Source organism: Psychrobacillus soli, assembly GCF_006861775.1.
GTDB lineage: Bacteria > Bacillota > Bacilli > Bacillales_A > Planococcaceae > Psychrobacillus > Psychrobacillus soli.
Window position 1 is genome coordinate 1 of record NZ_VDGG01000026.1, and the last position, 26,149, is coordinate 26,149.

The following is a 26,149-nucleotide window of genomic DNA, read 5'->3' on the forward strand; positions in this document are numbered from 1 at the left end:
ATGGTCAGTATTTTGTTTGTTAGCGGATCCGCCCTGATAAGTCTGTAATTTCAGATGCATTATCCCTATAATGCATCTCCGAATTTGTCGTCTCCCTAAAAACAAAAGCCGCAAGAAGCGTTATGCTCCTTACGGCTTTGGGCGGTTCTTATTCACTGTCTACTGTATAACGTACAAGAACAGATCCCGTTTTTGCATCTCCATATACTCTTAGTGGTTCTGCTTCGGAATCCACTAGTTTAGTAAACCCTACTTTTTTGTTCAACAATTGTTCGGATTGGTTAAGCTGCGTGACATCTGAAAGCTGCACATCAATCTTTCCTAATTGGGTAGTAGTCTCTCCTTTTAGTGACACATCTTTTGGTACGTACAATTCAACCGTTCCTGCAACAGCAGTACCTTCGATTTTACGTGCTTCTTTATCTTTCGTCGTTAAAATGACATGCCCACTAACCGAAGAACCTTCCAATTCTTTCAGCTTTCCATCTACATAAATACGACCATTCATTGTTTCTACTTCGATCGAATCCCCTACAACATGTTGTACATCTACGGATCCATTTACCGTCTCTATATCTGCTCTTTTGAACGTCAACGCATCTAAAGTTACTTTTCCGTTCGTTGTTTTTACTTTAAATGAGTTTGCTTCCAAGTTCTTAGCGGTAAATTCGCCATTAAACAATCTTGCAGAAATATGATTATATGCTTTTTTCGGTACATACAGTATTACTTGGACAGAAGTTGTTTTCATATCACTGTACACACGTAATTTATTTCCTTCTGTAGTGAAGATAAATTCTTCTGCGAAACGTGCTTTTGCTTCTTCTTCTGTTGAGTTTTTGAAAGACTTCACTTTTACAGTTGCATGTACATACGTCTCTTCTGTCGGATGAATTTCGATTTTACCATTCGCTATGTTAACGGAAATATCATCGAAAGTCGCTTGTTCTTTTACTAATCTTTCTTCAAAAACAACTGGCTCACCAAATGGCATTTCAAAGTCGAATTCTTTCATCTTATCTACAGTTCCTTGCATAAACTGCATAAACCGTTCACCCATCACTGTAAAATCACGTTTTAAATCTTCTATAAAATCGGCGCTTTGGTGCTTGTTTTGTGCATGTGTTTGTTCTTGTTTTGGCTCTTCCTTTTCTAACGAAAAGATTGGTGAAGACTGTTTGCCAAGTTCCTCTAATAGTGCCAATGCTTCTTGTGCAGTAATCGTGCCGTTTTCAACCATATCTAAAATACGTTTACGTTCTTCTTGCATAGTGAAAGGCCTCCTCATAAGTTTAAAATATAAATCGAGTTACTTACTCTATTTAATACGACTAAACTTTAAAAAAGTTTCAATTATGATTGGACAGTTGTTTTTTTCTTCGTAGAAGCTGCTGAAACGACTTCGTCCATTCGTTTCCGGTCGCGTTCAAGAACCGACTTTAAATACTTACCAGTATAAGAACCTTTTGTTTCGGCTATTATTTCTGGCGTCCCAACTGCTACTATAGTTCCACCTTTATCTCCACCTTCGGGACCTAAATCAATCATATAGTCAGCAGTTTTAATAACATCTAAATTATGCTCAATAACGAGAACAGAATCACCGTTTTCTACGAGGCGTTGGAGCACGACAAGTAAGCGAGCAATATCATCTACATGTAAACCTGTTGTCGGTTCATCTAAAATATAAAATGTTTTACCGTTTGATCGTTTATGCAATTCAGAAGCTAATTTTACACGCTGTGCTTCTCCTCCTGAAAGTGTAGTTGCTGGTTGACCTAACTCCACATAACCAAGTCCAACATCGACGATCGTTTGTAGTTTTCGACTAATTTTTGGATGGTTCTCAAAAAACACTAATCCATCTTCTACTGTCATTTTTAATACTTCTGCAATATTTTTCCCTTTGTATTGTACTTCTAATGTTTCTCGGTTATACCTTTTCCCATGACATACTTCACATGGGACATAGACATCCGGTAAAAAGTGCATTTCAATTTTAATGATTCCATCTCCGCGACATGCTTCACAGCGTCCACCTTTTACATTAAAGCTGAATCTACCTTTTTTATATCCTCTTACTTTTGCTTCATTTGTCGCCGCATATAAATCTCTTATATCATCGAATACGCCTGTATACGTTGCTGGATTGGATCTTGGCGTTCGTCCAATAGGAGATTGGTCGATATCAATCACTTTTTCCAACTGATCAATGCCTTCTACACTTTCATTTGCCCCTGGTTTTACTTTCGATCGGTTCAGTTTGGAAGCAAGTGACTTATATAAAATTTCATTCACTAATGTACTTTTCCCAGAACCGGATACGCCTGTTACTGCTGTAAATACTCCTAATGGAATATCGACATGGACATTTTTTAAGTTGTTTTCAGTTGCACCTTTAATATTAATATATCGTCCGTCTGGTTTTCTTCTTTCTGTCGGTAGAGGAATAAACTTTTTCCCACTTAAATATTGGCCAGTGAGCGATTTCTTATTTTTCATCACTTGTTCTGGTGTTCCAGCAGCAACAATTTCTCCGCCTCTAATACCAGCACCAGGGCCGACATCGATTAAATAGTCCGCTGCCATCATCGTATCTTCATCATGCTCTACAACGATTAATGTATTTCCAATGTCGCGCATATTTTTTAATGTCTCGATTAATCGATCATTGTCACGCTGATGCAAACCAATCGATGGCTCATCTAAAATATATAATACACCTGTCAGTCTTGAGCCTATTTGTGTAGCTAGACGAATCCGTTGTGCTTCCCCGCCTGATAATGTGCCTGATGCTCGGTTTAAGGTTAAATAATCAAGGCCGACATTTTCTAAAAATCCAAGTCTTTCGTTAATTTCTCTGAATACTAATTTTGCAATTTGCATATCTTTTTCCGACAAAGTTAATTGATTGAAAAATCTATTTGCTTCTTCAATCGAAAACTGTGTTACTTGACCAATATGCAAAGAGTCTACTTTCACTGCAAGCGTTTCCTCTTTTAAACGATAACCTTTACAACTAGGACAATCATGCTGCGCCATATATTTTTCCATTTGCTCACGGATATAGTCGGAGGACGTGTCTTTATAACGGCGTTCGATATTAGAAAGTACTCCTTCAAATTGAATTAAACTGTCGCGTACTTGACCAAATTCATTTTCATAGCGGAAACGAATTTTATCATCGCCAGATCCGTGCATTATTTTATTCCACTGATCTATCGGCAATTTTTCTACCGGCACCTTCATTTTGATTTTGTAATGTTTGCACACAGCTTCTAATAATTTTGGGTAGTATTGGGAGCTTGTTGGTTGCCATGCGATAATTGCTCCCTCTTCCAATGTCATACTTTTGTCAGGTACAACTAGTTCTGGGTCTACTTCTAATTTCGTTCCTAAACCGTCACAATCGGGACATGCACCAAATGGACTGTTGAATGAAAACATTCTTGGTTCTAACTCGCCTATCGAAAATCCGCAAATCGGACAAGCATGATGTTCACTAAACAATATTTCTTCATGCTCCATCACGTCGATTAAAACACGGCCATCTGCCAGTCGAAGTGCTGATTCCAATGAATCGCTTAGCCTTGCTGCTACTCCCTCTTTAAGGACGATTCTATCTATCACTACTTCAATATTATGCTTTTTATTTTTATCTAAATTTATATCATCGTCCAGGTCGGTGATTTCGCCATCTATTCGAACACGTACAAAGCCTTGCTTTTTCATATCTTCCAGCAATTTCACATGTGTTCCTTTACGTCCAGATACAATTGGTGCAAGTACTTGCATTTTCGTTCTTTCCGGGTACTCACTTAGATGATCAACCATTTGTTCAATCGTTTGAGATGAAATTTCAATGCCATGTGTAGGGCATATTGGTTTGCCAACACGTGCAAATAACAAACGTAAATAATCGTAAATTTCCGTTACAGTTGCTACGGTAGAACGTGGGTTTTTACTTGTTGTCTTTTGGTCAATGGAAATAGCCGGAGAAAGTCCTTCAATGACGTCGACATCAGGTTTATCCATTTGCCCTAAAAATTGTCTTGCATAGGCGGATAATGATTCCACATAGCGACGTTGCCCCTCTGCATAAATGGTGTCGAATGCTAAAGACGATTTACCAGATCCCGATAACCCAGTCATAACAACTAGCTTATCTCTTGGTATTTTTAAGCTAATATTCTTTAAATTATGTGCCCGAGCACCTTGTATAATAATTTCTTTGTTTTTCAACATTATTCATCCTTCCAGCTTCAATTCAAGGATTGCATCACGTAATTGTGCTGCGCGTTCAAAGTTAAGTGCTTTAGCAGCATCTTTCATTTCTTTTTCTAAATTTTGTAGCAGTGTATCTTTTTCTTCTTTCGTTAAAGGTTTACCACTCGTTAACTGTTGTGCATAACTTGCTTCTTCTTCCGCTACTTGAGATGCGCGAATCACTTCCCGAATTTTCTTCTCAATCGTTTTCGGCGTAATTCCATGCTTTTCGTTATATTCCATTTGAATCGTACGACGTCGTGACGTTTCATCCATCGCCTTTTGCATCGAATCTGTTATTTTGTCCGCATACATAATTACTTCACCATTTGAGTTTCTAGCAGCGCGTCCTATTGTTTGTATTAACGAGCGCTCCGAACGTAAAAACCCTTCTTTATCCGCATCTAATATAGCAACGAGTGATACTTCTGGTAAATCTAGTCCTTCTCTTAACAAGTTGATGCCGATCAGTACATCATATGTCCCTAAACGAAGATCTCTTATTATTTCAATTCGCTCTAATGTTTTCACTTCAGAATGTAAATACTGTACTTTAATGCCAATCTCTTTTAAATAATCCGTCAAATCTTCCGACATTTTCTTCGTTAACGTCGTAATAAGCACGCGTTCATTTTTCGCTGTGCGTTCGTGTATTTCATTGATCAAATCATCAATTTGCCCTTCAATCGGCTTCAATGTAATGATTGGATCCAATAACCCCGTCGGTCGAATAATTTGTTCTACCATTTCCGGTGTATGCTCTAGCTCATAAGGACCCGGCGTTGCAGATACATAGACTGCTTGATGAACATGACCTTCAAATTCACTAAAAGTAAGTGGTCTATTATCAAGTGCTGATGGCAACCGGAATCCATGATTCACAAGTACAGATTTTCTTGCTTGGTCTCCATTAAACATACCTCTAACTTGTGGCAATGAAACATGGCTTTCATCTACTACTAACAAAAAGTCTTTCGGAAAATAGTCAAGCAACGTGTACGGTGTCGCTCCGGCTTCGCGTAGGGTTAAATGACGTGAATAGTTTTCAATACCTGAACAAAAGCCCATCTCTTCCATCATTTCTAAATCGTAGCGAGTACGTTGCTCCAGTCGTTGTGCTTCTAGTAATTTATCCTCCGCACGTAGCACCTTTAATTGTTCCTCTAGTTCTTTTTCAATATTCTCTATCGCAAGCTTCATCTTTTCTTCTCGTGTAACGAAGTGAGATGCAGGAAATATCGCTACATGTTCACGTTCTGCTAATATTTCCCCAGTCAATGCATCAACCTCTCGAATACGGTCGATTTCATCGCCAAAAAACTCCACTCGAAGGCATTTTTCGTCTCTTGATGCTGGAAAAATTTCGACAACATCCCCACGAACACGGAAGGTTCCTCGTGTAAAATTAATATCGTTTCGTTCATATTGAATATCGACCAATTTTCTCAGCAACTGATTTCGCTCAATTTCCATACCCGTTCGGAGAGAAACGACCATTTCTCTATATTCTTCTGGATTTCCGAGCCCATATATACAGGAAACTGAAGCAATTATGATGACATCTTTTCTTTCGAATAGCGAAGAGGTAGCAGAGTGACGAAGCTTATCGATTTCTTCGTTTATGCTTGAATCCTTTTCGATATACGTATCGGTTTGAGGCACGTAAGCTTCTGGTTGGAAATAATCATAATAACTAACAAAGTATTCGACAGCATTATTCGGAAAAAACTCTTTAAATTCACTATATAACTGTCCTGCTAAAGTTTTGTTATGTGCCATTATAAGGGTTGGCATATTTGTTTGCTGAATGACATTGGAAATCGTAAATGTCTTCCCAGTGCCCGTTGCACCAAGCAATGTTTGATGTTTTTTCCCTTCTTGAACACCTTTCACTAATTCTTTTATCGCTTCTATTTGATCTCCTGCTGGCTCATACGGAGCTTGCAAATCGAAAATTTGTTCCATACATAAGCCTCCCACTAGTTGAATAATTTCAGTTTAACATACTCTTTTTTTGAACACTATTAAAACGAACATATGTTTTTTGACATGAATTTAGCGCATAAGAAAAGCCGCTCTGCATAAGCGGCTTTTCCATCCATTACTTCGCATTATTTAGTTGTTGTAATGCATTTGTATGTTGCATAAATGCCTTTTCGTCTTTTTGATCAAGTGCCTCATCTATTAATTCTAATAATCGATTACCACTTTGTTCCCGGTGGATAATGTTCAAAAACATATCAAGATAAATTTCATTCAACAATTTTTCTGCAGAACTTTCTTTCCCTGGCTGACCCATTGCTCTTAAAAAATCTGCATATGAATATTGTTTGTCCATTTCCATCACCCCGATGCCTTTTTTCCATTATATAAAAGCTGGACGTCAGTTGCAATCATTTTTAGAAAATTGTGATTTTATTGTTTAGAACAAATATTTTTAAAAATCGATATATTTACTTGATTTATTTCCATATTTAACTATAATCAAGTTATAACTTACCTAAGGAGTGAATGTATATGTTCAATAAAAAAGATGAAAATTCTTTCCTAATTTCATTTGACACCGCTGTACTTCAACCAGTTGTAATTAATAACAAAGTTTTTACAAAAGCAATCAGTTATTCGGGAGAATCTAAAGTGATAGGTAAAAGGCCTTATGACATCGTTCGACATTCTTGTTCCTATTACGGTTCTTCTTTTCAACAGTCCACTAAGTTATCGAAAGAAGCCATTGGAAATTATTTGAAGCTTCCTATTCTTATTGCACACGACTTTGGAAGTCCTTGCATTTTAATTCCTATTCTTTCTCCAAGATCTGATTTAAACATATGGTTTTCTCTTGGAGCCATCGAATCATTTTATCCTTCTGAAGATGGCTGCACGATCGTTTTATCAAATGGACAAATGATACAAGTACCTTCTTCTCCACATACGATTAGCCGACAACTTGGATTTGCAAACCTTTTAAATATGCACTTTTTAAAAAGAATGAGCCATCTGGTGAATAATGGATTAATCACTTCTCAAAAACCACTATTTCAGAAAGATTTATTTGGTTAATGTACATTTTCCACAATAGCCAAGTACATCGTGAGTAGTTCTTCCACTCGGTTGCGGAGTCGGACATTTAAATAACGACGATGTTCTTCATAGCCTCCATGAAAAAATACATATTCCGTGAACATATCATCACCTTCTCCGCGAAGAACTTTCATACTATTCCTTTTCATATAAATATGGGTCTCTTTCAACTCCTTGTGAACTTGCTTTGTGGCTCCTTCTACCATAGCTACATACGGGCGTTTTAACTTAAAGGGACCTCGTTCGAAAATCATTCGATCCTTTTCTAAAATAGTTAATACCATCGGGAGATAAATCATATTTTCTAAATAAGGTATAGCCTCTTCCGGTATTAGTGGCATCTCGCATTCTCCTTTTACAGAACATTTGTTCTCTTATTGTACAACTTTTAGAAGAAAATGCAACAATTAAGAAGCAATACTTTTTGGGAATAATACGTCGTCAAAAGCTTTATCAGGTGACCGCTGTGATTTCCGCTGTAGTCGGACGCTTTTCGCCAGCCAATAAATGGTTTAGGGCAACCAATTGATCATTGAAAGCAATCAGTTCTACTCGGAAAGCAATCAAATCAGCACGAGAGCAACCAAATTTCCAGTGAAAGCAACCAATTCTTAAATTAACAAGTTTACTTGGAGTGTGATGCCAATGCCTAATATGCTGCGAATTGTTTATAGGACTTAGTGGATACATTTACCGCAGCGCGCCGGGCCGCATGAGCCGAAGTATGATCCCCACTCATTTGAAGGTGCGGCAAACTCTAAGACTAGAGGAAATTGCGTAATGCGCATTTACTCAAAACTTTATGAATACAACAAAAAACTACCATTCCAAAAGACATGGTAGTTAGTTGATTATTTCGGTTGCCCAACGACGGGCTTCTAGATAAAGAGCGTTTAATGTGGAATGATCAATGCCAAGTGTAGCAGCTCCAACAATCATATCATCCCAACGGACCTCATCACATGCAATAGCAAGCTCTAGAAAAGGAGACATTTCCGTCTTAGTTCCAGAAAGGGTTTGTGAAACCTCATCAGAAAGTGGTAAATCTTGTAGTAAATGAATCATCGGTCGATGAAGTAATGTGTCTATTAAAGAAAACATGCCTACTAGGAAATACTCAGAAGCATTTTGTAAAAGTTTACGCTTTGCTAGTAACTCACAAAGTTTTGCTCGAAATAACGACGCTTCAATAAGGGCTATTCCATCGCCCGAATGATTTTTTTTGGATTCACGTAGTAATAAAACATGCAGCCAATGACTCAATTCCTCTAACCCAAGCATGAGCACTCCTTGCTTAATCGATCGAACTTTGGATTTTGTCCGAACTGCTGGGGAGTTGATCATCTTTAGTACTTTAAAAGAAAGAGAAACATCTCGCTCAATTTCATCCGAAATTTCTTCTACAGTAACGGAATTATTTCGCAACAAGTTGATAATCCGAAAATATTGCGCTAAATTCGTTGGTATTTCTGTTCCTTTAATAACTTCGGGTTTTGCAAAGAAGTAACCTTGAAAGAGTTCGTAGCCAGCTACTTTTGCTTCCAAAAATTGTTCCCTTGTCTCCACTTTTTCTGCCAACAACACGATATTCGGATAATTGGTTTTGACGATTCGTTCAATTGCTTGTCGTTCTGATAACGTACTTAATAGAAAATCTACTTTAATAAAATCAACAAGTGAGAGTAATTCATCATACAAGGTGACATTTTCTTGTAGAACAAAATCATCTAAGGCAATTAAAAAACCAAGAGACTTAATCTCTCGTAGTTTTCGAAGTAAAGCCATCGTAATGGGAATGTCCTCTAAAACCTCGACGACAATTCGATTCGCAGGAAATTTTGAAAATACCTCTTTTACTAATAGATTTTCTGTAAAATTAATAAAACATAATTTTTCCCCTGCTAGTTCATTAATGCCTATTGTTAAAAATGAATGCGCTATGACATCTAATGTAGCCTCATCCCCTGCTATAGGAGGGAAAGAATTATTCTGACCATTTCTATATAATAGTTCATACGCAAATATATGTTCATCTTTAGCAAAAATCGGCTGTCTCGCAACAAAAATGTCCAAATGAATACCTCAAATCCTTAAATTTTCAATAATATAATTGTATCAAATCGCAAATTGAAAATCGATTTAATTTAATCTTTCCTAGGAAAGATGACAGACTATTAGTAAAATGATATGTTTTGTATGGGGAAACAAATACTAAGGGGGAGAAAATATGGACTCAATTCGTTATGAACAACATGGTAATATAGCATACGTCACATTAAATAGACCAGAAGCGCTAAATGCATTTAATTATGATATGTTGCGGGAGCTTGGGGATATCGCAGAATCCATCCGTATTAATCCAGATATTCGCGTAGTCATCTTCACGGGAGCTGGCGAAAAATCATTTAGTGTAGGAGCGGACTTAAAGGAACGAAAGACACTGACCGAACAACGAGTGAAACGGAATATTTATAAAATTGGCGAAGTATTTTCGACCATCGAAAACTTACCACAACCAACCATCGCTATGCTAAATGGCTATGCATTTGGAGGTGGAACAGAACTTGCGCTTGCATGTGACTTCCGAATTGCAGCAGATGACATTCAGCTAGGATTAACCGAAACTAGTTTAGCAATTATCCCAGGGGCTGGCGGAACACAACGACTACCGAGACTCATTGGGGAAGCAAAAGCAATGGAACTCATCCTAACTGCCAAAAGACTAAAAGCAGATGAAGCATTCGCATATGGCTTAGTCACTAAGGTTACTTCACGCGAAACTTTGATATCGGAAACGGAGAATTTTGCAGCACTCATGCTCGCTAACGGACCGATTGCCTTGCAACAAGCTAAGTTTGCTATTAAACACGGTATGAATACCGATTTGCAAACTGGATTACATATTGAGCGCAAAGCGTATGAAATCACTATTCCAACAGAAGATCGAGTGGAAGCATTGAATGCATTTAGCGAAAAAAGAAAACCAGTATTTAAAGGTAAGTAAACTAGTGAAGGGGCTGCCGATTAATGAATCGGTAGCTTTTTTCATGTCAGAATACTATTGTAAATGGTAAAGTAAAATGGTAGTTGAAAAGGAGGAGAGGCAAATTTATAAGTATCGCTATTTCGCTGCTTTTTTATATGCATTGATATTTATTAGCTCTTTTCAATTATTTCAAATCCTACTAGCCAACCCAACCATGGAAGATCACGGACGTCTTTTGCCTGTTAAAATGAAAGCAATAAAAACAAGCGATCATGAAGATGAGCTACAAAAAATTATACTAGATGCCAATAAAAATGATGACCCAATTTCTATTAGCGGGATGCAACATAGTCAAGGCGGGCAAACACTATATCCAAATGGAATTCTTCTCGATATGAAAAACTATGATAAAATTTTAGAACTAGATAGAGAGAAAAAGCTCATCACCGTACAAAGTGGAGCAACTTGGGCTGATATTCAGTCTTATATCAATCCACATGGGCTTGCTTTAAAAGTGAGTCAGTCGCAAAATATTTTCACTGTTGGCGGTTCCTTAAGTGTGAATGTACATGGCCGGGATATTCGAAATACTTCTTTGATTGAGACTGTAGAATCCTTTAGATTATTGAATGCGGAAGGCAATATTATGCATGTCAGTCGACAAGAAAATCCCGAGCTATTTAAGCTAGTCATCGGAGGCTATGGATTATTTGGTGTCATCCTTGATATAACATTGCAATTAACAGATGATGAACTCTATCAAATTCGTACAACATCACTAGCTTACGATGAATACAGTTCTTATTTTACAACGAATGTCCTGCAAGATGATGCTGTTAAAATGCATTTAGCAAGAATTTCTGTTGCACCAGAGAGCTTTCTGACCGAAATGTATACAACCGATTATTATATGACCGAGGACCAAACGCAGCTAAAACTTCATAGTATATTAAAACGAGAAAGCCTTATTGCCATTCCCAAATTCTTTCTCGGTCTCTCCCCCTTTCGTTTATGTGGTGTTCAGATTGAGTTATGTGGTGCTCAAATAGATTTTGGTGGCACTCAGATAGAGTTATGTGGTGCTCAAATAGATTTTGGTGGCACTCAGATTGGGTTATGTGGTGCTCACATTGGTTTATGTGGCACTCAGACTTTTGTGGCAATTAACGTATATAACCCCGGCACTTTATCCTCTATTCCTTCGGGGAAACCTGTTGGAAACGCCCATCTAACTCCTGCTTCTTCCTCCAGATAATTAATACGAAATCCTGCCTTTGAAATAGCTGTAACAATTTCACCTAAAGTCCATCTCCGAAGAGTAACTTTTTTCAAATTAGCCCTCTCTTCCTCTGAAAGTAGAAAACTATAAGCCACATCCTCTTCCATCACTTTTTTATTAAAATAATCGCCATTCGCAATCATTTCACCTTCTTCGACGTTCACTAACTTCGAAACAAAAGGATGATAATCCCTTAAAATAAATTGCCCACCAGATTTAAGAGAGTCATAAACTACTTTAAATAACGGCACTAAATCAACAAAATAATGTAATACCCCCAATTCTAAAAGAACGACATCAAAATCGGTTAGCACTTCATCCTCCGGAACTTCTAAAATATCTGAAACTATGTATTTTATATTCACTTTTGCTTCATTAGCCAATTCCATCGCATATCTCTTATTATCTTCTGAAATATCCACAACTGTAACCTCTGCTCCTAACAAAGCAAAAGATACTGCTTTATTTCCTTTTGATCCTAAAAGATTCGCAACTTTTTTACCTTTTACCTCTCCTATGAACTCTAAATAGTGCTCTACAGAATTTATAGGATTTTCTAATAACTTTTTTGCATATTCTTTTGGTGTGCCATGACGATTTGTCCAAGCTTGGTAGGCAGATTGATTCCACCCTATTTGATTAGTGCGGCTAACTATTTCTTGTTTCATTAATCCAGCTCCTTTAGGAAATAAATATTTATTAACGGTTATACAGAAAAATCAAATCGTAAAAAAGTAATAATAACTCGTGTCTCTTTTAAATCCAATTTTCTCATATAGCTTTTGCGCATTCACATTATCTGCAGCCGTCTCTAGTAAAATACCTTTTGCACTAGTTTCCCCAGCAAAATCAATTGCCTGATTTATTAACTTTTCAGCGACTCCTTTTCTTCGTGCTGCTTCTTTTACATATAAATCATTTAGCACCCATGACTTTTGCATACTCACCGATGAAAAAGATGGAAATAATTGTGTAAAGCCAATAGCTTTTCCGTCATCGAAAGCTATGAAAATAATGGACTCTTTTTTCATTAATCTTTCCTCTAAAAACTCCCTCGCACCTTTAAGATCAGATGCTTGTTTATAAAATTGTCTGTATAAGTCAAAAAGCTCCACTAGGGAATCAAGATCATTAATCGTTGCTTGATAAATATTCATGTAAGATAAACTCCTTATTTCCATTATATTTTGTCCTATGTTTTCAATTACTTTTTCAGTTCTCTAATCTATTCTCTTATACTAGCTAAAACTCCTTCATCTTATGATAAGCTTAATCGGAGGTGATTCTAATGAAGCGAAAACCAATATATGTGGAAATAGCTATTGATTCAGAAATGGATAAATTATGGGAAGCCACACAGACCCCTGAGTTACATGAACAATGGGATCTTCGCTTTTCTTCTATTACCTATTTACCAAAACAAGAAAATGAAACCCAGCATTTTGAATATAAAACGAATATTGGATTCGGACTGAACATTGCTGGATGGGGAAAAAGTGTTGGTGCTTTTCATGCAAAAGATGATTCTCGAACATCTTCCTTGCACTTTGGAACAGATCAAGCAATTTCCATTATTCGTGAAGGAAAGGGTTACTGGAAATATAAGCCCGAACAAAATTCCATTAAATTTCTTACACAATACGATTATGAAACGAATTTTGGGGCGATTGGTAGATTTTTTGACCATCTCGTTTTCCGCCCTCTCATTGGATGGGGCACTGCACTAAGCTTCGATGTGTTAAAGAGGTGGTTAGAAAAAGGAGAAGCACCAATCTCACAATACCGGCGATTTTTCAGTCATTGGATGATTACTCTTCTGTTCTTCTTTGTATGGGTATATCAAGGTTTAGTACCGAAATTGGTGATGATGCATCCTGAAGAGGTCAGCATGACGAGTAGCTTGTTGTCCATTACTGGAAGCGAGGCATATAGCCTTGTCACGACAATTGGGATGGTGGAAATAATCTTCGGTCTTATTTGGTTACTTTATCATCATAAAAAAAGATTACTAAAAATACAGTTATTCCTTTTTCCTCTGCTCACCTTATCAGCCATCATTGCAGAGCCAGCTAGTTTAAGTCATCCATTTAATCCTTTCACGTTTAACGTCGCTTTATTTGTTCTTTCCATTATTGGAGTTTTCATGAGCAATGATATTCCGACTGCTAAAAGCTGTAAACGAACGAGAGAAGGAGTTAAATGAATGTCTATATATAAAGAAATATTAGGAGATCAGTTTGAAAAACTTCAGCCAATGCTCCAAAAAAGATATGCGCTTCCGAAAGGGAAACCTTTTGAAGCGACGGGCATGATGAAAAAAATTAGTGGAGGACCTAAATGGCTGCTCCCCTTCTTTTTACTCGGGACTCGTTGGAAATTTTTGTTTCCAGAGCAAGGAGAAAACATTCCTTTTAAGATTGTTAATACAACAAGAACTGGTCCAAGCGGGGAGCAGCAAGTGCACTGGGAGAGAATTTTTCAGTTTCCTAAAAAGAAAAGATATTTTAACGCGCTGATGAGCTTAGATGCTGATAAAAGCGTCGTAAAAGATTATTTAGGGGAGCCGAGTTTGTTTTACTCCGAACTAATTTTTATCGTCTCAGAAGGAGGACATATACGAATTGAATCCGGAAAGCAGCGATTTGTTCTTGGATCGATTGAAATTCCTCTTCCTGCAATTTTTCAAGGTGTTGTTCAGGTAGAGGAGTATTATATAGAAGAAAGAGATGTTTTTTCTATACATGTCTTTATCACAAATCCATTAATCGGTACTTTATTTGAATATGAAGGAGAATTTCGAGCCGATGTCTTTTAAACAAATTGCATTTTTACATATTATTTTATTTGTAGTAGCCGTGATTTTTACTGTTGGACCGTGGTATTTTTTAATGTTAACGGTCGCTCAGCTTCTATTTGTACCAGTCACTTTACAAATGATCTTAAAAAAAGATAAGCGATTGTATTATTATTTTGCTATACCTGCTTTTATATCGGTATTTATTTTACAAGTAACAACGGATACTAAACTGGATGTAGTATTTGCAGCCATCTATCTGCTTTTTACATTTGTAGTTGCGTTATACGGGTTCGGGCGTTTTATCCGAAGAGGCTTTGCACGCTTGGAGGAATTTGCGATTGATGCGGGGATGATGTATTTATTCATCGGTGGTATGTGGTTCTTCGCATATGTAGCAGAAATCGATACTGGATTTTCCCCTTTACTTACATGGTTAACAGGAATTCATTTTCATTATTCTTCGTTTTTATTGCCAGTGTTTATTGGTTTTCTCGGTCGATTATATAAGACAACTGCCTATAAAATTGTTTGCGCCATTATATTAATCTCCCCGATTGTTGTAGCACTTGGCATTACATTTGCACCTTGGCTGGAGGTTGTTTCGGTACTTCTTTATATTATTGGCATTTACGGTTTGATTGTATTAACTTTGAAAGCGACTTTTACAAGTGCACTCCAAAAAGTGGGCGTGCTCGTATCATTCGGATCGTTAGGCGTTACGATTATTTTTTCTCTGTTGTATGCGGCGAGAGTTACTACTGTAAATATCGATTTTATGTTGCGTTTTCATGGTTTAGTTAACTGTGTTTTATTTGCGTTATACGGGATTATCAGTTGGGCTATTTTCACACCCCCTTCAACGGAACGAGGCCGGCGCTTTCCCATCAGTAAAATAAATGGAAAGTACAAAATCGGGGAACAGATTTTAACTAAACATATTGGAATGCAGCAATACAAAGGTCTTGTTGACGATATGAATATATATGTGGAAAAAGATAATCTTTCTTCTACCATTATCGACTTTTATGAAAATACAACCGATTACAGACTGTTTTCAGAAGTCCACTGGCATAGTTGGTTCAAGCCTTTTGCAGCCATCTACAGGCTTATGAGCGGGACAATCCAACAACTCAATCTTCCATTTTCTAATAAACGAACGGAAATGACTGGAGACATTGTTCCAGTAGAAGACGGTCGTACAAAAACAAGAGCATGGGTGCGAAAAATAGATAAAGAAGTAATTTTCGTTGCCCTCTACTCATCCCATCAAACGAACGATAAAACGTATATGAATATTGCCTTGCCCCTGCCCTTGTCTTCCATGATCGGAATATTAGAATTGCACGAACAAGGAGAAAAACTTCTGTTGACGAGTAAAGGAACTAGTAAATCGGATGCTGGGATTTACTTAGCTGCCTGTAATTACGTATTTAAGTTACCACTGCAGGAGCAGTTTTTAATAGAAGAAATAAAAGAAGGTCACCTTCGCGCCAAACATGAAATGCGGATATTTACCTTGCCTTTTTTAACGATTGACTATGTCATAAATTTAAAAGAAACTCTCTAAATATCCGAATAAAAAGGAGTCCTATATTATCCTTAGGACTCCTTTTACTTATTTCCCGATTTTCCGACATACATAAATCATTTCATAGCTGTCGTTACTAATAGGTGTTCCGTTCCAATCTTTGTACATATGCAGAGTTTCAAAGCCGTTTTCAGATAATAGCCTTTCCATCTCTTTTGGGTACGTATATCGCAAACTAATATTCGTTCTTTTTTCATCTACTACTTTTCCATCCGCATTTTTAAACTTTCTGATAGTAGTATAGCGTTGGATTTGACTTAATGCGTCGTAATGACTAATTGTATAAACATCTACCTCTTTGTTACAAATGGTGTCGTTATATGTTTTCCAATATTCTTCTGTACTTGGTTGCAGTAATTCTTCGGCATTTGGAAATCTCGTTCCGAAAATAAACACTCCATCCTCTTCTAAATGTTTATGAATGGAAGACAAAAGCATGTTCTGTGATTCATTCGTATGGAAATGTTGAATCGAGTTTCCGACCATATAGATTAATGAGCTTTTACAATTTAAATTTAGTTGGGTACAATCCTGCTCTAGCCATTCAATTTGTAGATCAAGTTCGTGCGACTTTTTCTTCGCTTGTTCCAGCATACCAGCATGCAAATCTACTCCGATTAAGTGGAAGCCCCTACTAGCTAAAGGAATCGTAATTCTTCCTGTACCACAAGCTAAATCAATAATCGGACCGCTCTCTTGGGAAGCCCATTGTTCTAAAAGTGGGAGTTCGCCGATGTATCCATTATTTTCGATATCATATGAAACTGGGTCATCGTATTCTTCTAGATTTTCAATAAATATTGGTTTGATCATAAATCAAAATCTCCTTAGTCATTGTTTTTTATAGGAATATATAAATCGACCTTACATTTTCCTTCGGGATCATCTGCTGGGTTATTCATATTAAACTCTAGCGTATATCTATTAAAATCGGTTTCGTATTCGCTATTAGGCAACCATGAAATGGTGCTTCTTGCGTAAGGCTTCGTAGTCATCAGCAAATGCTTTTTTTATAGCTTCTACATTTTCTTCTGCAAAAGTTAACCATTCATATCCTTCATCATTATAGGAAAAGCAGATAGAAGGTTTTATATTCGGAACTGTTTGTCATGAGAAATGTGTCGCTACTCCCTCTCGGTAAAGCCCAACGAGAAGGCTTGTCGGAGTTCAATAAATGTTCTTGCCTTCATAAACACCCCTACTATTTCTTTTTTAAATACAGCAGCCTCCACATTAATTACAAACATTTACAATCCCCTTTCATCAATCCATTATGTAATCTTCGTGATACGTGGCGGTATCTCCTTTTTATTTTCTATTCAAGTTGTCCAATAAGGATTTAGAAACTCCTAACAGCAAAAAACTGACGACCGTATAAAAGGTCGCCAGTTTTTTCGTTCGGGAATATCGAAATTATTTCTTTTCCTCAGCCTTTTTTCTCTCCGAATAATCCTTAATATCGGTCAAGTCTGTTTCCTCTCCAAATTCCGTTCCATAATTTACATTTCTTAAGCCTCGAGTATCTCTATCCACTTCCACATCTCTTGCAGGTTCAAATAAAAGTGGTAAACAGACTAGTCCACTTAATCCGACAAGCGCATAAATAAATCTCGAGATACCTGCCGTTTCTCCTCCAAATATAGACGATACTAGGTCGTATCTAAAAAAGCCGATTAGTCCCCAGTTAATAGCACCAATTATGACGAGTACTAAAGCAATTCGATGTATCGTTCTCATTGTGATTAACACCTCCTTAAACTTCATTAAAATGCTCTCTTATCTTTCACTAAAAACAAACTTTCATACAATAAGGAGACTACTTTATAAAAAATGGAGTAAGTCGAAATATTGGAATATAATTAGAATAGAGAAACATGCTATATGAAGAATTATTCTATAGGAGAGGAGTAATAATAAATGCAATTTCGTATTGTCGAACGAGAGGCTTTTCAAGTAATTGGAGTGAATCGAGAATTTCCATACGAAGTAGAAGATAGTAGCATACAAGCATTTCAAAACTTTTGGAATGATATTCACGAAAATGGAACCTTCGATCAATTGGAACAGTTAAGAAGTGGTGAAACAAAAGGAATTTTAGGTATTTGGGCAGAAGTGAATAAAGAAGAAAATAAAATGAATTATTATGTTGCAGCAGAATCTAATGGCGGCGTACCAGAAGGATTAAAAAGTATAGACTTTCCAGCATCAAAATGGGTCGTTTTTGAAGTACAAGGTCCCTTTCCATCCGCCCTTGCAACTACTTGGGAAAGAATTTATTCTGAATGGTTTCCTTCTAGTGGCTTTGTGCCTACCGAAATACAACCGTTTGAAGTGTACATAGAAACGGATCCGAAAAACCCAAATGCATCTAATGAAATTTGGGTGGCAATTAAGTAAAATTTCACTATCTTATTTAATAAATTCTCCAAGAGTGCTCCGAATATGCTATAGAATGTTGCACAATATAGGGTTAATGCGTCTTAGTGAGTTGAATGAAATGTCCCCTGCCTTTTTTGCTGCAAGGCTGACGCTTTCCGCCGGGTGAGCGATGAGCCAGCACCGCCGCTAAAGCGTACGTTGTGCCGGCTCATTTGCCCACGAGGAACAAAGGCTAAGAGCGCCACATCGTGTGGCAACGCCTTCGTGACCAACGTCCTGTTGGCCTCCGGCAGGAGTCGTCGCCCATAGCGAAAATCAACGGAAATTGCTTACTTATCAGCTTCGGCTCGTAAAAAACAAAATTTTTTACAGTTTTTTCGAATATGTANCAAATTGTTAGTGAAAGCAACCAATTCTTAAAATAACAAGTTTACTTGGAGTGAGACGACGATGAATACGAGGTGTCATACCAATAAATGGTTGTATGAAACGAACTTTATCCTAAGCAAATGCTCTACTTATTCGGAGAAAGCATTTTCTAATTAGCTTTAATAAATATTGCATAGTGAATCTGATCAATTTAAAGCTCTGATAACAGTAGACGCAAAATTAGCAATAAATTCCTATTGATTGGAGCGGAAGCGCGGCGACTCCAGCGGGATGAGTGAGACAGATGAACCATCGCAGGCGGACGCGCAGCTACGGTGATGGTTCATCGCTCACCCCGCGGAAAGCGTCCGCCCTGAAGCGGAAATCCTAGCGGTCATTACGACGCATTATCCTCAAAAAGCGTCTCTACAATTGTAGAAACGCTTTAATATCCAAAAATCTATACAATTGATTTCATTTTATCCTTTTTCAAAAAACTAAACTTCGTCTCAGACAAAATGATCGCAAAAAGGATTATAACAGCACCAACAATCATTTTGAAAGTCATCACTTCACTTAAAATAATAACCGAGAACGCCATCCCCCAAAAAGATTCCGTCGATAGTATAATGGCCGCTTTTGTTTCCGTTATGTACTTCTGTGCAACGGTTTGCATTAAATAAGCAATCGTTGTTGAAAAAACACCTAGATAAAGAAGGTTTAGCACTCCTTCAGTCTCCATTGAAAAGGAAGTTTCTCCTTTGAATGCAACAACAATCCAACCAATAACTGCGGCAACAACCATTTGAATGATTGTGATAACAACTGGATCTTCCTCTTTAACAAATTTTGCCGTATAAAATATATGAAATGCAAATCCAACTGCACAGCAAAGTGTGAGCAAATCTCCGACATTGATCTCCGAAGATAATTTAAGCGATAATACCGCCACACCAATTACTGCTAAAACTGCCCCACCCAACTCATACATATCCATTTTTCGTTTATATAATAAAAACCCGATAAAAGGAACGATGACTACATTTACTGCTGTTAAAAATGCATTTTTGGAAGGTGTCGTATATTGTAAGCCTACCGTTTGAAGAGCGAAAGCTACATATAGGAAAATTCCTAAAACCGCCCCTCTAATTAACGTACCTTTTTTCATTTTTCTCAACTTTTTATGAAATACAACACTTAATATAATCGCACCTATTAAAAATCTTCCTGCCAAAATTTGATAGGGCGTATAATATTCAAGTGATACGGCACTAGCAACGAATCCACTTCCCCATATAATTGCCGTTGCTACAAGTAATATTTCACCGATATATTTTTGCACATAAACCACCAACCTTTTTTCAATATTCCTAGTATAGCGCATAAAAGCGTCTGGCTTCTATAAAATTTCTTTCATAGAAGCAGACGCTTTAACTTTAGTGGTGGAAGCTTGTATATTGTTCTGCTGTTGCTTACGCAAAAACATGTTATTTGCGATTAATGAGAAAATAATAAACGTAATTCCAATTAATTCAACATAATTTACTTGATTCCCTTGAGCAAGTGAAATAACTAACGTTGTAACAGGAACAAAATTAATAAATAGCAGACCGTTTAGTGGAGTCAGAATGCTAACACCGACATTCCAACCAATGAGTGCAATAAGCCCTGGGAAAATAATCATGAATAATAAGTGCGGACTGACAATCGTAATTGTTTCCATACTAGGTACACGTACATAACCAGTAAGGGTAAGTATTAAAACGATAACGCCTGCTGAAATCGTTCCAAGTAAACAGCTTAATGTAGAATATCGTAACGCAGACCATCCGCGAAACTCACTTCCCCCCATTGTGTAAACTACCCATCCAATAACCGCGATCAAAATGAGAATGGAAGGAACAATATTATCGGTTGCGGATAGAAAAGCACCAACATTTCCTTTTGTAATAACGAGCGCAGCACCAATAAATGCGATTAACACACATATTAATGTGAATGTATAAGGTCTACGTCTATAAAGCATCCATACAATCACAATCGATATCATTGGCATCAAAGATTCCATAATGGATGCGACCATTACCCCTGGCTCTCCTAATAGATCCTCTCCCCAGAAAATAAGTAAATTATAAACGGTGAAAGCCATCGTACCGAAAAACCATAAAGAGAAACCTTTGCCTTCTAATTGAAATGCCTGTTTTCCTTCTTTCCAAAACAGAATTGCAACTAAAATGACCGTTACTGCGCCATAACGGATAATAGTAAAATAAAATGGATCTATATATTGAAAAGCATCATGCGCGACAGGAAACATTGCTCCCCACGACACACTTGCAATAAGACATAATATAGCACCTAATAGAACATTACTTTTCACAACACATCTACTCCTTCACATAATTGCCATATTTATTAAACCCCATTTTCAGCCATCATGTAAAACGAATATTAATGATGATTCCTATCATTATTAGTGATATCATAATAATTACATAGGAAGTGGCAGGGGAGTGGCGAAAAGTGGAATTTAAAGACTTAGAAATTTTTCAAATGGTTGCGGAAAAAGGAACCGTTACAGAAGCGGCAAAAGCATTGAGTTATGTACAATCGAATATTACGTCGAGAATACATAAGCTTGAAACAGAGCTGAATACACCACTATTTAATCGACATAATCGTGGCATGAGTTTAACACCAGAAGGAAAAAAACTATTAGTCTATTGCGAGAAAATTTTAACACTTACGAATGAAATGAAAAAAGTCGTACAAAGTGGCGAGGATCCTTCCGGGAAGTTAGAAATAGGATCGGTAGAAACAGTCATCCAATTACCAACGATATTATCTACCTATACGAAGAAGTATAAAAACGTGGATTTGTCTCTATTAACTGGTGTAACAGACCAATTACAACAAGATGTGTTGAACCATCGTTTGGACGGTGCTTTTGTTACAGAAACAGATAGGCACCCTGATCTTATATCTCATGATGTCTTTGAAGAAGAGCTTGTCTTAATTTCGGACAATAGCACTACTTCGTTAGACCAATTAATTCATAAGCCCTTCCTTTGTTTTAGCAAAGGGTGTGGGTATCGTGCGAGACTAGAAGCATGGTACAAAGATCAAAATATTACTCCTCAGAAAGTGATGGAGTTTGGGACATTAGAAACCATTTTAAGCAGTGTTGTAATAGGACTTGGCATTACATTCGTTCCAAGATCCGCTGTTTCCCATCTAGAAAAAAGAGGTCTTATCCAATGTCATATCCTTCCCGAAAAATATAGTAAAATCAAAACAATATTCATTAGACGTTCCAATGCTTATCTAACGTCCACTATCGAAAAGTTTATCGAAACGATTGAACATACAAATGAGGAACTGATAGAGCCACTATCTTTCATCAACAATTAAAAGCATCAATCGAGCAATATCACGTTCTATTTTTCATTCATATTCCTAAAAAGCAAAAAACTAACCTTATAAAGGATAGTACATCGTATTGACCGCTATGATTTTGCTGCATGGTGGACGCTTTCCGCCTGATGCAACAGAAATTGATCAATTTGCAGTGTAGGCTGGCTAAAAAACAAAATTCTAGTCAGTTTTCCAATTGCGTTTATCCAGTAAATGGCTTAGGGCAACAAAACAATCAATGAAAGCAACTAGTTCTAGTCTGAAAGCAATTAAATTAGGCACGAGAGCAACTAAATTGCCCGCCAAAGCAACTAATAGAGTTTAGAGGACAAAAAGTAGCATAACCGCTGTTGCTTATAGACAGTTGTCCACAATTTTTCTTCTATAACTTCCTAGACAACAAAACCCAACCTCTCCGTTAGAAAGGTTGGGTTTCATCAATATAGGAAATTAAAAGTCTACATCTTTCGTTTCAGGACCAAGAAGCGCTCCAGCTGTAATACATAGTCCCCCAATTATTAAAATAACAATAGGCGTATATACATAAGGCATAAAATTCTGTAAGCCTAACATGATAAATGGAGTAAGTGCTGGAATAACTAATGCAAGACTATACCCAACTCCATAGCCTGAAGCTCTAACACTCGTGTCAAAACGTTCTGTAATATAAGAAGTTAGAACGCCGAACACTGGTATAACGAGTGCGTGCACAACAATTACAAGAATCATTAATTGCACTGGGTTTTGATAGCCACCCTTTAATAAAAAGAAGTAGATGACTGGTGCTATTGTAAAACTCAAAACACCAAATATAGTCAACACTGATTTTCTACCAACTTTTTGACTAACAGCACCAGCTAATATAAAGAGAACGAACAGAACTATATTAGCAAAAAGCTGTGAGTAAGTAGAAGTTGTACTACTTACATTTAGCATTTTCAACATCCCTGGTAAAGAAGAGATAATGGCATTCGTTACAAACCAAACACCACTCATTAGTAAAAATACTTGTCCAAGTTGTCCAAAATGTTCTTTACTAAATAGTGCTTTTAATGGGTTGGTCGTTTTCTTAGAAGTCTTCCACACTTCCGATTCTGGTAATTCAAAATAAGAATAAATAAACAGTATTAATGAAAGTAAAGCACCTAATAGAAATGGTATTCTCCATCCCCAAACCGAATATGGAGCAGTAGCATCTCCAGCTGGCAATAAGCTTAACGTGATTAATGTTGATACGGATACAATAATTGTACCTAATGGGAAACCAGCATTTATAAGTCCCCCAAATAATCCCCTTTTACTTTTCGGACTCATTTCCATTGCTAGCGGGTTAGCGGACGTATACTCGCCTCCCATAAAGATTCCTGACAAGAACCTTAGAGCTGCAATTGCTATAATTCCTCCCAGTCCCCAAACACTATAACCAGGTAAAAGTGCTATCATAAAAGTTGTAACGGACAGCCCTAAAATAGCGATCAACGTAGTTTTTCTTCTACCAATTTTATCCCCAAGAAATCCAAATATGAAGGATCCTATCGGACGCCCAATAAGTGATAATACAAAAATTGTAAAGTATAACGTTGTAGCAATGGTTGGTGAAAGATTTGCCGGTTGGAAATAAATCATTGCTGGTGCTAATGCAATAATTGGTAAATATACATCGATCATGTCTACCGTGAACCCTAAAAATGCAGTTGTAACAGTCTTTTTACCATCTTTACTAAGCTTTTCATCACTCGTTTTTTTAGCTGAAACTGGATTACTCATAATTTCTACCATTTTTACACCCCTTTTTCCCCTTTGAATTTTGTTCTATTTTACTAGTCGAACGACTGAATCAATCGCTTGTTTAAATAGTGCAACATCTGAAGACCATACAATATATGGAATATCATTTTTAATAGCAAACTGATACTGCTCTTCATTCGATACGGCAATTCCAGGAATTTTATTGTTTTCCCTACAAGCGTCTACAATTTTCATCACTGGCTCCGCAAGATTTCCATCTATATAATTCGCGTCTAATCCTAATGAAACACTTAAATCTAAAGGACCAATAAATACCACATCTAATGCTTCCACTTCGCATATCTGTTCTACATTTTCAAAAGCACCTACTGTTTCTATATGAACAGCAATGGTAGTCGCCAAATTTTCTTCTTCCAAATAATTAGCTGGTGTGTTTCCGAATTTCGCAGCTCGATGGGCAAATGTTAGCCCCCTAGAACCTTGCGGATGATATTTTGATTTGTCCACAATTTCCTTTACCTCATCAGCATCCTCGATTTGGGGAACTTGAATACCTGTTGCTCCTAAGTCCAATGCCCGAAGAATACTACTTCGACTGGAATCAGGAAGGCGAATAATTGTACTCATCTTGTGTAAGTCCGCAACTCTTACCATTTGTTCCACCTGATGGAACGCAAGTGTCGTATGCTCCATATCAATGATGATAAAATCAAATCCGGCCATCCCTAATAGTTCAATCATTTCCGGAGAATTTATCTTAACAAATGTCCCTAATTGGGGCCGTCCCTTTTCTAAGCTAGTTTTAAATGATCGTTTTATATTTTCATTAAGCATCATATTCCGCTCTCTTCGGCGTGAAAATATCTAAATTATAAACAGGCTCATCCCCTACAACTTCTGCATAATGTTCTACATCTGGTGGGACAACCAAAAGACCGCCTTTTTCTAATACGACTACTTCCTCACCAACATGGAAATTCACTTTTCCACCTAGTATATAAACAATTTGTTCATATGAATGACTATGTGGTTTTGGTTCATGATCTGGTTGCAAAACATGCAGTGCTAAAGTTGCTCCTTCTCCGCTGAATGCTTTACGTGTTACTCCCTCACGAACTAATACTTCTTCCATCAGGTCCCAGTTATTAGATTTCAATTGTAATTTTTCCATTTCTTCCTCCATTAATCGTTTTATGGCATCGCTTTCATTTTCATGTTTTATTGACAATTATCCTTCTACTAAAAAGTTTGTGTTTGTTATTGTCATTGTTTTGATTTCCTCTCTCGAAAATCCATTCGCAAGTAAGTTATTTACAAATGTTAACATGCCCTCATCTGGATATGGATTATTTGTCTGTCCTAAATCACTTGATAAGAAACAATTTTCAGGTCCTACATACTTAATTGCTTCATACAGTCCTGGCCAATCAATACCATATACTGGGGTAATAACACCAAAACACTGTTCCATAAACGCACCAAGTTCTGTTAGTTCCTTCTGCTCCTTTTTTGAAAGATTGACAGATGAAAATGTCGGATGCGTTACTACTACTTTTTTAAGCTGCAGGTCTTTTGCTGCAGTAACTAATGCAAAGATTTCCTGCTTCCCTAAATGTCCCGTAGCTAATATTAAATCGTTTTGTTTTATAATTTCTAATACTTCAAAAGTACTTTTAGTTAACTTGCCATCTTCAAGAATGGAAATACCAGCTTGTGTTTTACCTTGTTCTTTTAATTCATGTTGCACTTTTGCCCAAGGTGGCAGCTCTTCATAACTGCTTTGACTAAATGTGTACTCCAATTCATTTGTTGCATCAAATGTCGGCATCCAAACAATTTTGGCTCCGTCTCTTGCAGCCATCTCTACGGCAATCGGATTAATACCACCCGATGGATAATTTAAACAAATAGCGCCAATTGGATCGACTGCGGGATATAGTTTCTTCACTAGTCTTGCTCTCTCCGCTGTACAAAAATAGTGAGATTTAATACCGAACCCTTTCATCCCCATCTGCTGAACACGTTCTGCCATCTCTAAGTCATCAAGCTTTCTTTCATTTACATCAGGACCCGTGTGCACATGAAGATCATAAGCACCTTCCAATAAATCTGTATTCATAAAATCAGCTCCTTTTTATCAAATATAAAAGAGATATAATCTTCATCAAATTATATATGATTTATATTAATTTATATATTATTCTAATAGTTCTACTTTTTCAAGCTTTTTTTTAAAAATTT

23 protein-coding genes and 2 pseudogenes are annotated in these 26,149 nt (G+C 37.0%); 8 read left to right on the forward strand and 17 right to left on the reverse strand.

The annotated features are described in order from the left end of the window. Positions 1-148: 148 nt before the first annotated feature. The 4 genes from FG383_RS12930 to FG383_RS12945 form a co-directional block, all read right to left on the reverse strand. Positions 149-1,270, reverse strand: a complete 1,122-nt coding sequence (locus FG383_RS12930; RefSeq protein WP_142607811.1) for a DUF4097 family beta strand repeat-containing protein — start codon at positions 1,268-1,270, stop codon at positions 149-151. Between the two features lie 83 nt (positions 1,271-1,353). Continuing rightward, positions 1,354-4,242 (reverse strand): excinuclease ABC subunit UvrA, encoded by a 2,889-nt coding sequence (uvrA, locus tag FG383_RS12935; RefSeq protein ID WP_142607858.1) that lies wholly within the window; start codon positions 4,240-4,242, stop codon positions 1,354-1,356. Positions 4,243-4,248: 6 nt separating this feature from the next. After that, entirely contained in the window at positions 4,249-6,231 is a 1,983-nt protein-coding gene (uvrB, locus tag FG383_RS12940; RefSeq protein ID WP_142607812.1) for an excinuclease ABC subunit UvrB, read from the reverse strand. 136 nt (positions 6,232-6,367) lie between these two features. Further along, positions 6,368-6,604: an IDEAL domain-containing protein gene (locus FG383_RS12945; protein ID WP_142607813.1), complete on the reverse strand. Its 237-nt coding sequence runs from the start codon at positions 6,602-6,604 to the stop codon at positions 6,368-6,370. Positions 6,605-6,783: 179 nt separating this feature from the next. Between FG383_RS12945 and FG383_RS12950 the strand changes: the two genes are divergently transcribed. Continuing rightward, entirely contained in the window at positions 6,784-7,326 is a 543-nt protein-coding gene (locus tag FG383_RS12950; protein WP_185907936.1) for a competence protein ComK, read from the forward strand. Here the strand turns inward: FG383_RS12950 and FG383_RS12955 are convergent. Further along, positions 7,323-7,688 carry a YhjD family protein gene (locus tag FG383_RS12955; RefSeq protein ID WP_142607815.1) on the reverse strand — a complete coding sequence of 122 codons (366 nt, stop codon included), beginning with the start codon at positions 7,686-7,688 and terminating at the stop codon, positions 7,323-7,325. The genes FG383_RS12950 and FG383_RS12955 overlap by 4 nt on opposite strands. A 502-nt stretch (positions 7,689-8,190) precedes the next feature. Further along, positions 8,191-9,420, reverse strand: coding sequence for an EAL and HDOD domain-containing protein (locus FG383_RS12960; RefSeq protein ID WP_142607816.1), 1,230 nt, complete (start codon positions 9,418-9,420; stop codon positions 8,191-8,193). A 154-nt stretch (positions 9,421-9,574) separates the two neighbouring features. Between FG383_RS12960 and FG383_RS12965 the strand changes: the two genes are divergently transcribed. Next, positions 9,575-10,351, forward strand: coding sequence for an enoyl-CoA hydratase-related protein (locus FG383_RS12965; RefSeq protein WP_142607817.1), 777 nt, complete (start codon positions 9,575-9,577; stop codon positions 10,349-10,351). Between the two features lie 76 nt (positions 10,352-10,427). Further along, positions 10,428-11,339, forward strand: a pseudogene (locus FG383_RS12970) (FAD-binding oxidoreductase); the annotation flags it as partial. Between the two features lie 140 nt (positions 11,340-11,479). Here the strand turns inward: FG383_RS12970 and FG383_RS21150 are convergent. Beyond that, entirely contained in the window at positions 11,480-12,280 is an 801-nt protein-coding gene (locus FG383_RS21150; protein ID WP_142607819.1) for a class I SAM-dependent methyltransferase, read from the reverse strand. Between the two features lie 51 nt (positions 12,281-12,331). Continuing rightward, on the reverse strand, positions 12,332-12,769 hold the full coding sequence (locus FG383_RS21155) for a GNAT family N-acetyltransferase (protein ID WP_142607820.1): 438 nt from the start codon (positions 12,767-12,769) through the stop codon (positions 12,332-12,334). 131 nt (positions 12,770-12,900) lie between these two features. On the opposite strand from FG383_RS21155, the gene FG383_RS12985 reads away from it, so the two are divergent. The 3 genes from FG383_RS12985 to FG383_RS12995 are packed head-to-tail and all read left to right on the forward strand — an operon-like array spanning position 12,901 to position 15,976. Continuing rightward, positions 12,901-13,815 (forward strand): DoxX-like family protein, encoded by a 915-nt coding sequence (locus tag FG383_RS12985; RefSeq protein WP_142607821.1) that lies wholly within the window; start codon positions 12,901-12,903, stop codon positions 13,813-13,815. Next, entirely contained in the window at positions 13,816-14,427 is a 612-nt protein-coding gene (locus FG383_RS12990) for a DUF4166 domain-containing protein (protein WP_142607822.1), read from the forward strand. Then, entirely contained in the window at positions 14,417-15,976 is a 1,560-nt protein-coding gene (locus FG383_RS12995; protein WP_246096995.1) for a YndJ family protein, read from the forward strand. Before FG383_RS12990 ends, FG383_RS12995 begins: the two co-directional genes overlap by 11 nt. A 48-nt stretch (positions 15,977-16,024) precedes the next feature. Here the strand turns inward: FG383_RS12995 and FG383_RS13000 are convergent, their stop codons facing one another. The 3 genes and pseudogenes from FG383_RS13000 to FG383_RS13010 form a co-directional block, all read right to left on the reverse strand. Next, positions 16,025-16,810: a class I SAM-dependent DNA methyltransferase gene (locus FG383_RS13000; RefSeq protein ID WP_185907937.1), complete on the reverse strand. Its 786-nt coding sequence runs from the start codon at positions 16,808-16,810 to the stop codon at positions 16,025-16,027. Between the two features lie 14 nt (positions 16,811-16,824). After that, a pseudogene (locus tag FG383_RS21540) lies at positions 16,825-16,959 on the reverse strand (AraC family transcriptional regulator); the annotation flags it as partial. A gap of 451 nt (positions 16,960-17,410) precedes the next feature. Next, complete coding sequence (locus tag FG383_RS13010; protein ID WP_142607824.1) at positions 17,411-17,734, reverse strand: DUF378 domain-containing protein; 324 nt, start codon at positions 17,732-17,734, stop codon at positions 17,411-17,413. A gap of 180 nt (positions 17,735-17,914) precedes the next feature. Here FG383_RS13010 and FG383_RS13015 point away from each other — a divergent pair, with 180 nt between their 5' ends. Further along, positions 17,915-18,394, forward strand: a complete 480-nt coding sequence (locus FG383_RS13015; RefSeq protein ID WP_142607825.1) for a GyrI-like domain-containing protein — start codon at positions 17,915-17,917, stop codon at positions 18,392-18,394. An 811-nt stretch (positions 18,395-19,205) separates the two neighbouring features. Here FG383_RS13015 and FG383_RS13020 read toward each other — a convergent pair. Together FG383_RS13020 and FG383_RS13025 are read right to left on the reverse strand one after the other, a co-directional pair. Then, positions 19,206-20,087, reverse strand: a complete 882-nt coding sequence (locus FG383_RS13020; RefSeq protein WP_142607826.1) for a DMT family transporter — start codon at positions 20,085-20,087, stop codon at positions 19,206-19,208. Between the two features lie 57 nt (positions 20,088-20,144). Further along, on the reverse strand, positions 20,145-21,125 hold the full coding sequence (locus FG383_RS13025; RefSeq protein WP_142607827.1) for a DMT family transporter: 981 nt from the start codon (positions 21,123-21,125) through the stop codon (positions 20,145-20,147). Positions 21,126-21,268: 143 nt separating this feature from the next. Between FG383_RS13025 and FG383_RS13030 the strand changes: the two genes are divergently transcribed. Then, positions 21,269-22,156: a LysR family transcriptional regulator gene (locus tag FG383_RS13030; RefSeq protein ID WP_142607828.1), complete on the forward strand. Its 888-nt coding sequence runs from the start codon at positions 21,269-21,271 to the stop codon at positions 22,154-22,156. Positions 22,157-22,609: 453 nt separating this feature from the next. On the opposite strand, the gene FG383_RS13035 is transcribed toward FG383_RS13030, so the two are convergent. From FG383_RS13035 to FG383_RS13050, 4 genes are read right to left on the reverse strand one after another with little or no spacing between them, the layout of a single operon-like run. Further along, complete coding sequence (locus FG383_RS13035; RefSeq protein ID WP_142607829.1) at positions 22,610-23,938, reverse strand: MFS transporter; 1,329 nt, start codon at positions 23,936-23,938, stop codon at positions 22,610-22,612. 33 nt (positions 23,939-23,971) lie between these two features. Beyond that, on the reverse strand, positions 23,972-24,745 hold the full coding sequence (locus FG383_RS13040; protein ID WP_142607830.1) for an HpcH/HpaI aldolase family protein: 774 nt from the start codon (positions 24,743-24,745) through the stop codon (positions 23,972-23,974). Next, the gene (locus tag FG383_RS13045; RefSeq protein WP_221887526.1) at positions 24,735-25,136 is read right to left on the reverse strand and encodes a cupin domain-containing protein; all 402 of its coding nucleotides are present in this window, start codon (positions 25,134-25,136) and stop codon (positions 24,735-24,737) included. The genes FG383_RS13040 and FG383_RS13045 overlap by 11 nt, the downstream gene beginning before the upstream one ends. Continuing rightward, positions 25,137-26,027 carry a DUF6282 family protein gene (locus FG383_RS13050; RefSeq protein WP_142607831.1) on the reverse strand — a complete coding sequence of 297 codons (891 nt, stop codon included), beginning with the start codon at positions 26,025-26,027 and terminating at the stop codon, positions 25,137-25,139. Positions 26,028-26,149 lie beyond the last annotated feature (122 nt).

Bases quoted from the DNA above. Each gene is read 5' to 3' on its own strand.
- FG383_RS13015 (WP_142607825.1), top strand. From the start codon at position 17,915: ATGCAATTTCGTATTGTCGAACGAGAGGCTTTTCAAGTAATTGGAGTG.
- FG383_RS13035 (WP_142607829.1), bottom strand. From the start codon at position 23,938: ATGGTAGAAATTATGAGTAATCCAGTTTCAGCTAAAAAAACGAGTGAT.
- FG383_RS12955 (WP_142607815.1), bottom strand. From the start codon at position 7,688: ATGCCACTAATACCGGAAGAGGCTATACCTTATTTAGAAAATATGATT.
- FG383_RS12965 (WP_142607817.1), top strand. From the start codon at position 9,575: ATGGACTCAATTCGTTATGAACAACATGGTAATATAGCATACGTCACA.
- FG383_RS12985 (WP_142607821.1), top strand. From the start codon at position 12,901: ATGAAGCGAAAACCAATATATGTGGAAATAGCTATTGATTCAGAAATG.
- FG383_RS12990 (WP_142607822.1), top strand. From the start codon at position 13,816: ATGTCTATATATAAAGAAATATTAGGAGATCAGTTTGAAAAACTTCAG.
- FG383_RS13040 (WP_142607830.1), bottom strand. From the start codon at position 24,745: ATGATGCTTAATGAAAATATAAAACGATCATTTAAAACTAGCTTAGAA.
- FG383_RS13000 (WP_185907937.1), bottom strand. From the start codon at position 16,810: ATGATCAAACCAATATTTATTGAAAATCTAGAAGAATACGATGACCCA.
- uvrB (WP_142607812.1), bottom strand. From the start codon at position 6,231: ATGGAACAAATTTTCGATTTGCAAGCTCCGTATGAGCCAGCAGGAGAT.
- FG383_RS21150 (WP_142607819.1), bottom strand. From the start codon at position 12,280: ATGAAACAAGAAATAGTTAGCCGCACTAATCAAATAGGGTGGAATCAA.
- FG383_RS13010 (WP_142607824.1), bottom strand. From the start codon at position 17,734: ATGAGAACGATACATCGAATTGCTTTAGTACTCGTCATAATTGGTGCT.
- FG383_RS12995 (WP_246096995.1), top strand. From the start codon at position 14,417: ATGTCTTTTAAACAAATTGCATTTTTACATATTATTTTATTTGTAGTA.
- FG383_RS13050 (WP_142607831.1), bottom strand. From the start codon at position 26,027: ATGAATACAGATTTATTGGAAGGTGCTTATGATCTTCATGTGCACACG.
- FG383_RS21155 (WP_142607820.1), bottom strand. From the start codon at position 12,769: ATGAATATTTATCAAGCAACGATTAATGATCTTGATTCCCTAGTGGAG.
- FG383_RS12945 (WP_142607813.1), bottom strand. From the start codon at position 6,604: ATGGACAAACAATATTCATATGCAGATTTTTTAAGAGCAATGGGTCAG.
- FG383_RS12950 (WP_185907936.1), top strand. From the start codon at position 6,784: ATGTTCAATAAAAAAGATGAAAATTCTTTCCTAATTTCATTTGACACC.
- FG383_RS12930 (WP_142607811.1), bottom strand. From the start codon at position 1,270: ATGCAAGAAGAACGTAAACGTATTTTAGATATGGTTGAAAACGGCACG.